This is a genomic window from Anoxybacillus sp. FSL W8-0382, from assembly GCF_038003845.1.
GTDB classification, from domain to species: domain Bacteria; phylum Bacillota; class Bacilli; order Bacillales; family Anoxybacillaceae; genus Anoxybacillus; species Anoxybacillus flavithermus_G.
In genome coordinates this window covers 1,351,459-1,364,931 of sequence record NZ_JBBOPX010000001.1, presented here as the reverse complement: position 1 = coordinate 1,364,931, position 13,473 = coordinate 1,351,459, and the positions used below count along the sequence as shown (strand labels likewise).

The window sequence follows — 13,473 nt, the reverse complement described above, 5'->3', positions numbered from 1 at the left end:
TTTAAGTAGACATTCCTAATAGTAACTAATCACCTCCCTCACAACGGATGTTTTGAAGAACGCTGGATCCATACCGAATATATCCGCTATGTCGTCTTCGCTGCGGTAAAGATCCTGTCGCTGTAATCGCTAACAAAAAAATGCCTACCATACAAGCTAAAGATGTATCTTTACGCCAAATCATCAATGCGATAATGATACAAATAAATGAGACGTAAATCCAATGTAACGCTGTTAACTCCACACCCATCGTCCTCTTCCCCTTTTCATAAACTGTAATACAGCATATGAAAAAGGGAACGATGTGTGCGAACGCCTAATCACTTTTACGTCCAATCAAAAAATAAAGTTGATCAACAAGATTTGGTTTATCGATGAATGGATTGCGATTTCCTTGAATGCGGAAAATGGCTGCGTTACGATGTTTTTCATACATTGTAACTGGAAACTGTTTATGCCATTGAATGAGTAGCGAAATATTAATTTGGTCAATAAACGACTGTTTGATTGCTCGTGGATAGCGAACGAGAAAGTATAGCATCGCTCGCGCCACCGCCCCTTTTCCGTGTTCAGGTTCAAAATGTTCCCCGTATGCCACGCCACAATCGTTTTGAACGATTTCATTAGGAGACTCTGGTTCATAAAACGGAAAATCCGCATACGGAAAATTCGAGCGAATAGAATTGCATCGCGGTTCACAAACAAATAAGTGATGCAAATCCCCTTTCATTGGTTCCTTTGCCCCAAACCACGATTGTGGCACGACATGTTCGGCATTAAATTTCAATTGTTGATCAACCAATTTTATTTTTTGACTGTAGATGAGCAAATTTACTAACATAAATTTACAACCAAACAAAAAAGAAGACATGAACCCGATTCCTTGGTTAGAATAGATGTGCCAACAAACCATTCACAAGGAGGTTCATGTCTCATGAATAGATTAGCACATCACCAAGGAATCCACAAGTTTTTGACGATGTTGGGGTTGGCCCTTTATTTCTCGAAACCTGTCATGAAGCATCTCGTTCATATCGTGGATGCGATGATTACAAAGGGCTTTTCGGGAACGCTGACCGATCTACATCATGGGAGTTTTCATCCGAACCATCGCACGACACTGAGCCATTTTTTCACGAAAAGCCCATGGGAGGAAGAGACGCTGCTTCGCAAACTCCAACAGTGGGTGCTTCATCGTGTCGAACGCAGCTCGAAACGAGAGAATCAACCCATTTTTGTTTCGATCGATGATACGATTTGCCAAAAAACGAAGCCCTCGTCACGGGCAACACACGCCATTCAAGGGTGTGATTGGCACTATTCTCACGCAGAGAAAAAGTCGATCTGGGGACATTCTCTCGTTTGGCTCATGGTTCATACGATGACCCAAGCGTTTCCTTTTGCCTTTCGCCTCTACGACAAGACGGTGGGGAAAAGCAAAGGGGAACTCGCGATCGAGATGCTTTCTTCGTTGGATGTGAGTCGACCCGTTTATGTGCTCATGGACTCTTGGTATCCATCGAAAACCCTCGTGGGAGCCTGCTTAAAAAAAGGGTTCCACGTCATCGCGATGCTGAAGACGAATCGGATTCTCTATCCAAAAGGGACGGCCATTCAAGCAAAAGAATTTGCCAAATCTATGGAGCCACGGGATACCCGCCTCGTCACGGTGGGAAAAGAGCGTTATCGGGTGTATCGCTACGAAGGCGCTCTGAACGGTCTCAAGGATGCCGTGGTGCTGCTCGCATGGAAAGCCGATCAGCCGATGACGCCGAAACATCTTCATTGCGTCTTGAGCACCGATCGCGAGCTAAGCGATGAAGAGATCTTGCGCTACTATGCTGCACGTTGGTCGATCGAATGTTTTTTCCGTCAAGCGAAAGACCAGCTGAAACTCGATGGATACCGCGTTCGCGGGCGTCGGGCGGTGAAACGGTATTGGATCTTGGTGCAACTTGCGTATGTGTACAGCATGTTCGAGTCTAACAGTGATTTTTCGGATGGGCTCGATCTCCTGCGCAAGAGAAAAGGACATAGCCTCGTGGAGTTCATTTATCGTGCAGCAAAACAAAATATTCCCATTGATACCGTGAAAAAACAGCTCCACGTGGCATAAGGGGTACCCTGTTTGTCTCTTTTTAAATGGTAATTATTGTAACGAAAATTGCTCAACTACAGTTTTTGATTAAAATCGAGTTCGCTTTTTTTTGCCTTTTTTACAAGCTGAACAAATTGTTCATATCGCTTTTGAATGATCTCGTAATCTTGTAAAATAATTGTACGTGGATCTTTCTTTTTCCCCGAATAAATGCTTTTTACTGTTCCATCCGGCTGCAAATCGACCCATGTGTATAAATAGTAATCTTTGCTTAAAAAATACGGGATGCGACGTATATGCGTCCGTTTCATTAAATCGTGATACGCTTGAAATAACAACTTTCCATCCGTTTGATGATCGATGTGTTCGTAATATCGGTCAATGATGCGCTCTTCTTCCTTTTCGTTATAATATAAAGCGTTTTGTTGCCGAATTTTTTGTTGATTTTCAATAAGTTCTTGCAAAATTTCTTTCTGTTTTTCTTCCCAACGCTTCAGCTGCTCTGCATGTTGATGGATAACATCTTCCACCATTCTTCTCTCCAATCATTTTTACTATAATGTATTCGTATATTGTCCATTACGTCTCCGCTCTTTTGTTTCATACACCTATTATAATCAATATGTACACAATAAAAAATAGAACAGAGCATAGTGACTCCCCTTACTAAAATATCTCTTAACAAATATAGAAAGCTCTTGCCTTTCATTTTCACCAGCAAGCCTTTCTTTTGATAAAATAGATAGTGACAAAAATCGAACATAGATATATTTTTTATTAATACGAACAAAAAACAATGAAATTATGTTATATAACAATAAAGGATTATATATAGAATGTAATACTTGAAAGAAACACCCATATCGGAGGAGAAAAAATGAGAAAGCGATATGAAAATTTAGGTGGCGTCCCAACAACGAAATCGTTTGCTGACTTGCGGAAATGGTATGCGGAAAGAAGACAAAAAAAGAAAGATTGGTCATATACTTTGCCTTGCGAACATATTCAACCTTCGTTGCTACATACAAATACGGGGCAAACGCTACTCACATGGATAGGGCATGCGACATTCATTATTCAAATAAACGGATTGACGATTGTTACAGATCCAGTTTGGGCAAAACGATTAGGAACGATCCGCAGACTAACGGAGCCCGCTCTGTCGATTGACGATCTACCTCCCGTTGACGTCATATTAATTTCTCATAGTCACTACGATCACCTACATTTTGCGAGCATTAAAAAACTGAAAGGAAACCCACTCATTCTTGTACCGAGCGGGTTGCGTTCATCCTTTCTGAAAAGAGGGTTCGAGCATGTTGTGGAATGCAATTGGTGGGACACCGTTGTCGAACGAGATGTTTCATTCACATTCGTTCCTGCACAACATTGGTCGAAACGAACGTTATTTGATACAAATACGTCCCATTGGGGTGGATGGGTGATTGAAGCAAAAGATAAACCGACGTTTTATTTTGCAGGGGATAGCGGATATTTTCATGGATTTCGCGATATTGGGGAACGTTTCCATATCGATTACGCTTTATTGCCGATTGGTGCATATGAACCCGAGTGGTTTATGGGGCCTCAACACGTTACCCCTGAAGAAGCCATTCAAGCATTTGTCGATTGCCGGGCGAAAACATTTATTCCGATGCATTATGGCACATTCCCGCTAGCTGATGATACACCAAAAGAAGCGTTAGATCGCCTTTATGCTGAATGGAAACGTCGCAACTTTCCGAACGAACAACTACGTGTGCTGAAATTAGGCGAAATCGTACATTGTGAAACCGCCACATAAAGCGTGGCGGTTCAGACTTATTCTCTTATATACATATATCTTCCGTTACCCCATTTTGCAATACGTACATGCGATAATACAATCCTCGTTTTGCAAGCAATTGCTGATGAGTGCCACGCTCGACAATTTCCCCTTGATGCAAGACAAGAATTTGATCTGCATCCTGAATTGTTGATAAGCGATGGGCGATGGCAATCGTTGTTCGCCCTTTTCTCATCTTTTCAAGCGCTTGTTGAATCGCTTCTTCTGTTTCTGTATCAATGTTTGCAGTCGCTTCATCAAGCACTAATATTTTTGGGTTCATCGCAATTGTACGAGCAAACGCAATGAGCTGACGCTGGCCGCTTGAGAACGTCGTCCCTCTCTCTGTTACGGGATGATCATACCCTTTTGGCAACTTTTCAATAAACGCATGAGCTTGAACGAATTTGGCAGCTTGCTCAATATGTTCATCCGTCAAATGTTGATGATGGAGCCGAATGTTATCTCGTACCGTCCCATAAAACAAAAACGGGTCTTGAAGCACAAGGCCGATATGTTTCCGCAACTCTCTCTTTGGATACTCTTTAATCGAATGACCATCAATCAAAATATCACCACGTTCAAACTCATAAAAACGCATGAGCAGTTGAATAATTGAGCTTTTTCCGCTTCCGGTATGCCCGACGAGCGCAACTGTCTCTCCTGGTCGAGCAATAAACGAAATATTTTTTAGCACATCGCGTTTTCCATCGTAGCTAAACGATACGTTGCGAAATTCAACCGTTCCTTTTTCAATAACAAGCGGTTTTTCAGCTTGTTTCGGTTCTTCTTCTTGTTCATCTAACAATTGAAATACACGTGAGGAAGCAACAAGCGCTTGTTGAAACATCGATAGCCGCATCATCATTTGGTTAATCGGTTCAAAAAAACGCTCTAAATAATTGACAAAAGCATATAACACTCCAATTTCAACTGGACTTTGAAAGGAAGAAATACCGAAATAACTTAACACAACAATGAGCGAAAACACATAAACTAAGTCTGTTGCTGGACGAAGCAATAAACTATCTAGTTTAATATTTTTCATCGCTGCCGTATAATGTTTTTCATTAATGACTCCGAATTGCTCTTTCATCCGCTTTTGTTGACGGAACGCTTGAATGATCGCCATTCCTTGAAGTGACTCATTTAATTTCGCATTGAGTTGACTTAAATATTCGCGTAAATCGCTATAAAACACCGAACTGTACTTCCGATACGTACGGATAATAAAATAAATGGTCGGTAAAATGACTAAACAAAAAGCAGCTAATCGGACATCAAGCAAAAACATTGCGACAAACACGCCGACTAAGAAAAAAGCACTTTGAATAAACGTGACAAGCACTTCAACAAACATTTCTTTAATGGCTTCTGTATCATTTGTCACTCGTGAAACGATGCTTCCAGCTGGCGTGCGATCAAAGTAACGCATTCCTAATGATTGCACTTTCGCAAACACGTCTATGCGCAATTGTTGAATGATTTTTAATGCAATCTCTTGGAACTTTAATAATTGAAAATAAGAAAGAAACACTTTTCCGATATGAATCATGATATACGCTGTCGCTAGTCCGATCATTGCTCGAAGCGGAAATGTCATCTGCGCTAAATAATCGTCAATAAAAATTTTTACAATGATCGGACCAAGTACGTCTCCAGCAGTCGTTAACGCTAAAAGAAAAAAAGCGAACAACAACGACTTTCGATGCGGTGCAGTATAGCCCATCAGTCGCATAAACACTTGTCGTTGATTCATATTTGATTTCATTGCGCACCCCCACGTTCCACAAATTGTTCAAGCTGTTGACGAACGTACATATCCCGATACCATCCGTCTTGTGCAACGAGCTCGTCATGCGTGCCACGTTGAACAATTTTTCCATCTTCAAGCACTAAAATGAGATGTGCATGTTGAATGGCACTTAACCGATGTGTCGCAATCATTGTCGTCTTTCCCGCACGATTTTCTTTCAATGACTGCAAAATACGCTCCTCTGTTTGTGCATCTACAGCCGATAGCGAATCATCTAAAATGAGCACTTCTGGATTAAGCAACAGCGCACGAGCAATCGACAACCGTTGTTTTTGTCCTCCAGATAAAGAAACGCCTCTTTCGCCAACGACCGTTTCATATCCTTCTGGAAACTGCATAATATCATCATGCACTTGAGCGAGTTTAGCGACCCGTTCCACTTCTTCTTGACTTGCATCAGGGCGAGCGAACGCAATATTATCTCGGATGGAAGCAGAAAAAAGAAAATGATCTTGCGGGACATAGCCAATCGCTTCACGCAATCGTTCTAATCGATATTGCGTGATCGAATATCCACCAAAATACACGTCTCCATCTATTCCAACAAACTCCCGCAGCAACACTTTCAAAAGCGTTGTCTTTCCGGCTCCTGTTTTCCCGACAATTCCTAACGTTTCCCCTTTCTTTAACGTAAACTGAATGTGTTGCAATATCGGTTCCGTTTCATTCGGATACGTAAAGGAACGAATGTCATATGTGATGTCACCTGTCGGCACTTCATCAAGCAATCCATCGTCTTCTTGTATATCCGATTTTTCACGCAACAATGATGACACCCGATCATACGAAGCCCTACCGCGTTCGACAATATTAAACAACCATCCAAATGCTAACATCGGCCAAATGAGCAGTCCTAAATACATCGTAAAAGAAACGAGCTGTCCAATCGTTAGCTCTCCTTGAACGACAAAACGTGCCCCAAAAACAATCGATAAAAAAAACGACACGCCGACAATGAGCGAAATCGTTGGATCAAACAACGAATCAATGCGAGCAACTGCCATATTTTTTCGAACGACGTCATCAACTTGCGCTCGAAACGATTCAATTTCTTCTTTTTCTTGTCCAAACGTTTTTATTACTTTGATTCCAGCGATGCTTTCTTGTACTTTATCGTTTAAAGCAGAAAATGCCTCTTGCGCATAATGGAACCGTTGATGAAGCAAAGAACCGTAATAGCTTGTTAAATACGCCATAAGCGGCATCGGCAATAAACAAATAAGCGTCAGTTTCCAGCTAATTGTTAACGCCATTGTCGCGATGACAAAGCCCCCAATGCATAATGAGTCAACAAGCGTCAAGACGCCAACACCTGCTGTTTGTTGAATCGCTTGTAAATCATTTGTCGCATGCGCCATTAAATCACCGATGCGGCGATTTTGGTAAAATGACGGCGACATCATCGTAAAGTGCTCATATAGCCGATCGCGCAACAACCGGGCGAGCTTTGCTGCTGAGCCAAAAATCATCGTCCGCCAAACGTAACGACAACCGTACATACAAAGCGCAACACCTGCAAGCAAGCTTAACCACATAATCAGCTTTTCTTTCGTCAGTTCTCCTGCTTTTACAGCATCCACAACATGCCCAATTACTTTTGGGGGAACGAGCTCAAGCAATGAAACGATCGCAAGTAATATAATGCCGATTATGTATGCTTTTTTTTCTTGTTTAAAAAACCACATTAAATCGAGAAATACTCTCATACACTATCCCTACCTTTTCGTACTTCGATTGTCGTTTCGTTCTATTTTATCAAATATTCCAAAAATAAGAAAGTTTTTTTGTTATGTTAGTATATAAATAGTGTTACTCTTATCGCATACTTTTACATATGCAAGCCAATCTAAAAAAGACTAAAACGAATAAAAAAGATGGTTGTTGCGATGGATTTACAAACAGGAAAATTATACTGGCCAACGACATTTCCTGATGCCCCCTTCGTATCCACCGCTAGACAACGACATACAATGCGACGTATTAATTGTCGGAGCGGGCAGATCAGGAGCGTTATGTGCTTATTATTTGAGTGAAACGGATTTAGACGTTGTTGTCATCGACAAACGAAAAGCAGGATACGGAAGTACGATGACAAAACTACGCCTTGCTTATGGAATGGCGCAATCCGTTTTTATAGCCGCCCGTCCACACCGTTCCTCTCTCTCATTCATAAGATAAAATAGAGAGGAGGAAACGAAATGAAAAAATGTTGTTGTGCACCTGTGCGTCATAAACCAATACCACCACAGCGCGATGAATGCCCGTGCTGTGTCGAAGGAATGAAAGAGGTGCTAGCACAGCTAAACGGAAAAAAAGTCGATGTTGCCATGCTCGATCAAACAGGGCCAGGGCAAGGAAATAATAATTTTACTGTTAGTGAGATCGTAAATGACTTGATTGTCACCGGTACGATCCCTGGAAGCGGACAAAATAAACGTTCAGCAGCATTTTCGATTTGTAACGTCGTCGGGGTGAGAGGAAATGTGTTAAAGGATATTCCTCTTCCTGCCATTGACGAAACGTGTGATTGTTGTGAACGTTCAATTACAAGCTTTTTGCAACGTATTCAAGGACAAACGGTAGATGTCGATACACTTGCGACGGGACAGTTTAACAATATACAAAATGTTACAATCGATGCCGTCGGGAAGGGAACCGTGCGTTTGACAACAATGAACAACACATGGATCATCAACAGCTGTTTTATTTCGGGCATATTTGGCTTTACGCGATAAGAGAGCTTCGCTTGACGCGTCGCTCTCTTTTTATATCGGACAACTGGGTATGTGATGTGGTGGGCATATGTCGACTTGTTGTTCGACGCGCGGCGTGCATGTTGTTCCTTCAATTTCAATTTTGACACGTCCGAGCGATTGAATATGTTGACAAAGATGAACAGAAATGAGTATTTGCGGGCACGTTGTTGAAAGAAGCGCTGCTTTACAGTCAGCAACAACCGTTTCACAAACGATATCCGTCTCTGGCGGGGCACATAATAATACGTCCTCGATCGTTGCTAGTGAAATCGGTTTTGTTTTCCATACCGTCCCATCTTTTCGTGTACATTGTAATACAATAAATGTTTCAACGAGAACATATATTTTTTGCAATGCAACTTTCTTTCCGTTTGGCAACGTGACATGCACCGTCTGGCGTTCATCAAGCACACGACAAGTCATCTGTTCTGGCACAATCGGCTGACCGCACGCATCGGTCAATATACAACGAATATGTTCACAATCGTCAAGACGATCGAGCTGTTGATGAAGTTGAATGCATACACGTCCGACGCACGTCCCATTTCCTTTACATTCAACATGCACATCGCGCAAATGTGACATCGTCAATGAACGGGATTCCCCTTCTTGTAATGAACATACGATTTCTCCGTTAATCAAAACGTCCATTTGTCGTCCGCACCCTTGTTCATAATATACAACCGTCACCGTTCCAAACGCATGCACATGTTCTTCCGCTGACCATACGATCGTTTTTTCCTCGCATGGCGCGCAAATGTTAACACAAATATTATGCTCGACAATCGGCTCGGTCAACGTCTCTCTTTTCGTTAATTTTATCGAACGCGAAACCCAATCAAACACTTTTTCCACATGAATACAATGCTTCTCCACCTGCCACTCCCTCCTTTTCATTCGATATATCATACTATGTGTCGATATACATTCGTGCATAGACGTACGATGAAAAAATGTAATAAAAAATAGGTACGAAACATAGGACAACATCCTACACACTTTTTTGTTTGCTGCATTGTATATAAGGGAAGAGCATTTTTCCATAAAAAACAAAAAGGAGCGGATATAATGAGCTGTGGCGGATGTTGTCCAGACCGTCCAATCGCGACGGATGAAGTTTGTCAAAACTGGGAGTTTCGTTGCGACAGTACAGATCGTACGATTTGGGAAGCAGATGGGGATGTCATTAAACCATTTGGAACCGTAACGGTATTAGTGGAAAATAGTTGTGATGGTGTCGAAGTATATGTGAACGATACATTAATTGCTACGTTAACAGAAGGACAATCGTTTTCTAAAACATTTAATAGTTTGAAAAAAGTATCAATTACATGTCTTAAACCCGACGGATCAACTGGTTCTATTTGCTGTGGAAAGTTATGTATGACTGTGCATTATAAAAAATGTTAATGAATGAAGGTGTTCCGTTAGTTGGAACACCTTTTTAGTGAATATACGTTTTCGATACTGGTTGTTCCTCAGCAGATAGCAACCGTTCAAGAAAATCGGTGCGCTCTTGTAGTTGAGCGACTTCTTTTTTTATTTCTTCCATTTGTCGTTCGACTTTCGTTACACGCGCTTCGAGGTTCCACGTTTGTTTTTCGAGGGCGATCATGTAGTTCCACATGCGCATAAATTGTTCGTCAGACAGCTCATGAGGCGCCTCTAACTGAATAATCATTCGCTTCCTGTAAACTTTTTCAATCGCTTGTTCAATGTGAGGCATATACAACGCTTGTATCCAATTTTTTTGCAGTGGGTTTGTACAATGAATGATGACTTTATCGTCTTCCATCGTCGCTGTCGTTCCTTCAATCCATGTTTCAAAAGCAAGTGAGGACATCATGCGAGATAAAACGTTTTTCACTTCTGACCACATTGTTTTCCCCCCTTTCACACATGAAATTAAACAAAAATAAAAAAATTCCTGCTTATTTTTTTCGAAACGCCCACCATTGTTTTGTCACTTCATAAGAAATGCGATCATACAATTCATCCGTTGTTGTCGCTTTAACGACTTCGCCATCGATTAGGACAAACGGGCAATGTTTGCATGTTTTACATTTACCAACGCAATCTTTTCGTTTTATTTTGACATGTTTGAATGTTTGTTTTAGAAACATATATAACGTTTTTGTTGCAAACTTATTTTTCTTGCAAAAGTGCACTTTTTTCATTTCGTCACACTCCAAGTATGATAACTATAATCATTTTCATTTCTATCATACTTTGAATGTTTGCTTCCTTCAATGATTTTTACTTGGCATATTGTTGTAAATGCTCAAGCGAACGAATGATGTACGGAATCATCTGCAATAAATCGTCGACATGACTTTCGTTAATCATGCGTTCGAAATCAATCGTCACTTGATGAGTATATCGCTCATGTTTTGGGTATGTATACGTTAACGTTTGTATAACTGTGCGCTGTTCCCCCCAAATGTGCTTTAGCATCTGTTCTACAGCTTGTCCATCGACATGTGTAGCCGAAAAAGAAAACGAAACGGTCATCGTGCATCCGGCCTGCGAGATTTCTTCATATAACAATTCGTTTGCAATATGTTGAAGCGTCATCGCGAGAGAAATAGTGCACGTCACTTTACGCGCATGCCGCAATTGAAAAGAAAGCGCATATGCGCGCGTAAATTTCGCTAAATCAATGATGTCTGAGCGATCAACAACTGTTACGAGTTCATCTGTTACATCTAAATCATAAACAGCTCCTTCTATGACCGTTTTTAAATTGTCGAAAATCGTTGGGTCAAACATATGCTCATCCTCTCGATTTTTTATATATTTTTGAGCGAACGATACGCCGCTCGACTTCTGTCAGATTAACGGTGTAACCGATTCCAATCTGTTGCCGAACGAAAATTCGTCCATTGTCAACGGTTACTTCCGGATCAATGAAATCCCGTTCCCAATAATTTGCTGATGCCGCTGTATCCCCCGGGAGAGAAAAATGAGGGAGAGTTGCTAAAGCAATGCTATGGGCTCGTCCGACTCCGCCTTCTAACATACCACCACACCATACAGGAATATGATGTTGTTGACATAAATCATGAATGCGTTTCGCTTCTGTCAGTCCACCGACCCGACCAATTTTTATATTGATCACTCGGCAACTTTTTAACTCAATCGCCCTTTTCGCATCTTCATACGAACAAATGCTTTCATCTAAACAAATCGGCGTTTTTAATTTCGCTTGTAGTTTTGCATGATCGACAATATCATCTACAGCAAGAGGTTGTTCAATCATCAGTAACTCATAGTCATCAAGCGCTTTCAGGCGGTCGATATCCCGTAGCGAGTAAGCGGAGTTTGCATCTACCATGAGCGGAACGTCTGGAAAATGATGACGAATCTCTCGAACAACATTTACATCCCATTCGGGCTTAATTTTTATTTTTATACGTTGGTATCCTTCCGCAAGCGCCTGTTCGATCCGTTTTAATATATTTGTTATCGGTTGAATGCCAATGCTGACGCCGACTTTCACTTCTTTTTTTTCACCGCCGAGCGCAGAGCTTAACGACACCCCATGTCGTTTCGCAAACGCATCCCAAACGGCTCCTTCAAGCGCTGCTTTTGCCATGTAATTGCGGCGAACAATCGAAAATCGGTCACGCAATTCGTCAGGATGATAAACGGGTGCTTGAAAAAGAAGCGGAATTAAAAATGTTTCGAGCATATGCCACGTCGTCTCAATCGTTTCTTCTGTATACCACGGAGCAGAAAACGCGACACCTTCTCCCCAGCCACACACACCGTCTTCATCAACGACTTCAACTAATAAAACAGGACGCGTTTTCATCGTCCCAAAACTTGTTGTAAATGGTGATTTTAATTCCATTTGTAAGTATCGTAAAATAACTGTATGTATTTGCACAAACATCCCTCCGAAACAATTATACAATAAATGAAAAAAGCTGACCGAGAAAACGATCAGCTTTTTTATCTAACTTGTTTTCCGTTTTCGGCTAGCAACATCAATCCAAACGGCCAAAATTAAAATGCTTGACGCTTGGCGTCTCCTTTGACTAGCATGTATATATTTTTTCACGACGGAGACGCCATTTTTTGTTTTCCTAAAAGAATCACTGTCGCAATAATGAGTAAGCTTCCAACCGTTTGAAAAAAGCCGAACGATACGTGTAAAAATAAAACGGACGCAACAATAGCCGACAGAGGCTCTACACTTGATAAAATGCTTGATTCCGTTGGTGATAAATACCGAATGCTTTCAATAAATAGCAAAAATGCAAGCAACGTCCCGCATACAACAATAAATAAAAGCGAAGCAACCGTTTGAAAATCAAATGTTGCAAACGGCGCAAAAAATGAATCAACGCTCGGCATTATAGCGATTCCGCCGATCACCATCGCCCATCCGACAATAATAAGCGAATCCCATTTTTTTAATAGTTTCGCTGAACAAATCGTATAAAACGCAAGAAGCACTCCCGACACAACCCCCCATAAAAACGCGGGAAAAGAAATGCTTAGCGCCCCTATTTTTCCATTTGTTAACAACAAAAATGTACCGCAAATCGCTAGCATAAGAGCACCCCAAATCGAAACAGATGGATGTTTCCGCTCACGAATAAAAAAATATAATACGATGTAAATGGGCGCTAAATATTGCAATAACGTTGCAGCCGCAGCATTGCCATATGCAATAGACAAAAAATACGTATATTGCACCCCGAGCATGCCAACGAAACTAAATAAAATGAGCAACAACCGGCTATTTCGCTCGCGCCAAATGTGAAACAAGGGAATGCCACGGAATGATGCAAAAGCTAACAAACAAAAGCCAGAAACGATCATCCTCACACAAACAAGCCATTCCGTCCCTACATGTTTTTGTTGGAACACCCATTGTGCCGCTGTGCCAGAAAGCCCCCACATCGTCGCAGCAATGATTACCATCCATAATCCTTTTGTACGCGCTGACATGCGCCTCAACCTTTCACTA

General features: G+C 41.4%; 14 protein-coding genes and 2 pseudogenes. 5 read left to right on the top strand and 11 right to left on the bottom strand.

Annotated features, from left to right (window positions below; genetic code table 11):
- Positions 1–25 precede the first annotated feature (25 nt).
- Complete coding sequence (locus tag NSS60_RS07220; RefSeq protein WP_035018629.1) at positions 26–250, bottom strand: hypothetical protein; 225 nt, start codon at positions 248–250, stop codon at positions 26–28.
- Positions 251–316: 66 nt separating this feature from the next.
- Positions 317–814 (bottom strand): annotated as a pseudogene (locus NSS60_RS07215) (endonuclease I family protein); the annotation flags it as partial.
- A gap of 120 nt (positions 815–934) precedes the next feature.
- Here NSS60_RS07215 and NSS60_RS07210 point away from each other — a divergent pair.
- The gene (locus tag NSS60_RS07210; protein WP_088223189.1) at positions 935–2,116 is read left to right on the top strand and encodes an IS701 family transposase; all 1,182 of its coding nucleotides are present in this window, start codon (positions 935–937) and stop codon (positions 2,114–2,116) included.
- A 56-nt stretch (positions 2,117–2,172) separates the two neighbouring features.
- On the opposite strand, the gene NSS60_RS07205 is transcribed toward NSS60_RS07210, so the two are convergent.
- Complete coding sequence (locus tag NSS60_RS07205) at positions 2,173–2,628, bottom strand: hypothetical protein (RefSeq protein ID WP_230456183.1); 456 nt, start codon at positions 2,626–2,628, stop codon at positions 2,173–2,175.
- Between the two features lie 347 nt (positions 2,629–2,975).
- Here NSS60_RS07205 and NSS60_RS07200 point away from each other — a divergent pair, with 347 nt between their 5' ends.
- Complete coding sequence (locus NSS60_RS07200) at positions 2,976–3,902, top strand: MBL fold metallo-hydrolase (protein WP_004890221.1); 927 nt, start codon at positions 2,976–2,978, stop codon at positions 3,900–3,902.
- Positions 3,903–3,927: 25 nt separating this feature from the next.
- Here the strand turns inward: NSS60_RS07200 and NSS60_RS07195 are convergent, their stop codons facing one another.
- Entirely contained in the window at positions 3,928–5,694 is a 1,767-nt protein-coding gene (locus NSS60_RS07195; protein ID WP_004890217.1) for an ABC transporter ATP-binding protein, read from the bottom strand.
- Positions 5,691–7,445, bottom strand: coding sequence for an ABC transporter transmembrane domain-containing protein (locus NSS60_RS07190; RefSeq protein WP_004890216.1), 1,755 nt, complete (start codon positions 7,443–7,445; stop codon positions 5,691–5,693). Before NSS60_RS07190 ends, NSS60_RS07195 begins: the two co-directional genes overlap by 4 nt.
- Before the next feature lie 168 nt (positions 7,446–7,613).
- Here NSS60_RS07190 and NSS60_RS07185 point away from each other — a divergent pair.
- Positions 7,614–7,872 (top strand): annotated as a pseudogene (locus NSS60_RS07185) (FAD-dependent oxidoreductase); the annotation flags it as partial.
- Between the two features lie 65 nt (positions 7,873–7,937).
- A complete protein-coding gene (locus NSS60_RS07180) occupies positions 7,938–8,474 on the top strand; it encodes a hypothetical protein (protein WP_004890214.1) in 537 nt (178 codons plus the stop codon).
- A gap of 30 nt (positions 8,475–8,504) precedes the next feature.
- Here the strand turns inward: NSS60_RS07180 and NSS60_RS07175 are convergent, their stop codons facing one another.
- On the bottom strand, positions 8,505–9,371 hold the full coding sequence (locus tag NSS60_RS07175) for a DUF3992 domain-containing protein (protein ID WP_230456182.1): 867 nt from the start codon (positions 9,369–9,371) through the stop codon (positions 8,505–8,507).
- Between the two features lie 192 nt (positions 9,372–9,563).
- Here NSS60_RS07175 and NSS60_RS07170 point away from each other — a divergent pair, with 192 nt between their 5' ends.
- A complete protein-coding gene (locus NSS60_RS07170; protein ID WP_004890209.1) occupies positions 9,564–9,905 on the top strand; it encodes a DUF3992 domain-containing protein in 342 nt (113 codons plus the stop codon).
- Between the two features lie 34 nt (positions 9,906–9,939).
- On the opposite strand, the gene NSS60_RS07165 is transcribed toward NSS60_RS07170, so the two are convergent.
- The 5 genes from NSS60_RS07165 to NSS60_RS07145 all read right to left on the bottom strand — a co-directional run bounded on the left by NSS60_RS07165 (position 9,940) and on the right by NSS60_RS07145 (position 13,454).
- A complete protein-coding gene (locus tag NSS60_RS07165) occupies positions 9,940–10,374 on the bottom strand; it encodes a DnaA N-terminal domain-containing protein (RefSeq protein WP_004890207.1) in 435 nt (144 codons plus the stop codon).
- Positions 10,375–10,426: 52 nt separating this feature from the next.
- The gene (locus NSS60_RS07160) at positions 10,427–10,672 is read right to left on the bottom strand and encodes a DUF1450 domain-containing protein (RefSeq protein WP_004890203.1); all 246 of its coding nucleotides are present in this window, start codon (positions 10,670–10,672) and stop codon (positions 10,427–10,429) included.
- A 79-nt stretch (positions 10,673–10,751) separates the two neighbouring features.
- A complete protein-coding gene (locus NSS60_RS07155; RefSeq protein WP_004890201.1) occupies positions 10,752–11,264 on the bottom strand; it encodes a hypothetical protein in 513 nt (170 codons plus the stop codon).
- Between the two features lie 4 nt (positions 11,265–11,268).
- Positions 11,269–12,390 (bottom strand): o-succinylbenzoate synthase, encoded by a 1,122-nt coding sequence (gene menC / locus NSS60_RS07150; RefSeq protein ID WP_004890197.1) that lies wholly within the window; start codon positions 12,388–12,390, stop codon positions 11,269–11,271.
- Positions 12,391–12,554: 164 nt separating this feature from the next.
- The gene (locus NSS60_RS07145) at positions 12,555–13,454 is read right to left on the bottom strand and encodes a DMT family transporter (RefSeq protein WP_004890195.1); all 900 of its coding nucleotides are present in this window, start codon (positions 13,452–13,454) and stop codon (positions 12,555–12,557) included.
- Positions 13,455–13,473: the final 19 nt, after the last annotated feature.

What these genes read in the sequence shown, in the direction of transcription:
- NSS60_RS07170 (WP_004890209.1), top strand. Translation starts at nt 9,564, where the DNA reads ATGAGCTGTGGCGGATGTTGTCCAGACCGTCCAATCGCGACGGATGAA.
- NSS60_RS07190 (WP_004890216.1), bottom strand. Translation starts at nt 7,445, where the DNA reads ATGAGAGTATTTCTCGATTTAATGTGGTTTTTTAAACAAGAAAAAAAA.
- NSS60_RS07210 (WP_088223189.1), top strand. Translation starts at nt 935, where the DNA reads ATGAATAGATTAGCACATCACCAAGGAATCCACAAGTTTTTGACGATG.
- NSS60_RS07180 (WP_004890214.1), top strand. Translation starts at nt 7,938, where the DNA reads ATGAAAAAATGTTGTTGTGCACCTGTGCGTCATAAACCAATACCACCA.
- NSS60_RS07200 (WP_004890221.1), top strand. Translation starts at nt 2,976, where the DNA reads ATGAGAAAGCGATATGAAAATTTAGGTGGCGTCCCAACAACGAAATCG.
- NSS60_RS07165 (WP_004890207.1), bottom strand. Translation starts at nt 10,374, where the DNA reads ATGTGGTCAGAAGTGAAAAACGTTTTATCTCGCATGATGTCCTCACTT.
- NSS60_RS07220 (WP_035018629.1), bottom strand. Translation starts at nt 250, where the DNA reads ATGGGTGTGGAGTTAACAGCGTTACATTGGATTTACGTCTCATTTATT.
- NSS60_RS07155 (WP_004890201.1), bottom strand. Translation starts at nt 11,264, where the DNA reads ATGTTTGACCCAACGATTTTCGACAATTTAAAAACGGTCATAGAAGGA.
- NSS60_RS07160 (WP_004890203.1), bottom strand. Translation starts at nt 10,672, where the DNA reads ATGAAAAAAGTGCACTTTTGCAAGAAAAATAAGTTTGCAACAAAAACG.
- NSS60_RS07145 (WP_004890195.1), bottom strand. Translation starts at nt 13,454, where the DNA reads ATGTCAGCGCGTACAAAAGGATTATGGATGGTAATCATTGCTGCGACG.
- menC (WP_004890197.1), bottom strand. Translation starts at nt 12,390, where the DNA reads ATGTTTGTGCAAATACATACAGTTATTTTACGATACTTACAAATGGAA.
- NSS60_RS07195 (WP_004890217.1), bottom strand. Translation starts at nt 5,694, where the DNA reads ATGAAATCAAATATGAATCAACGACAAGTGTTTATGCGACTGATGGGC.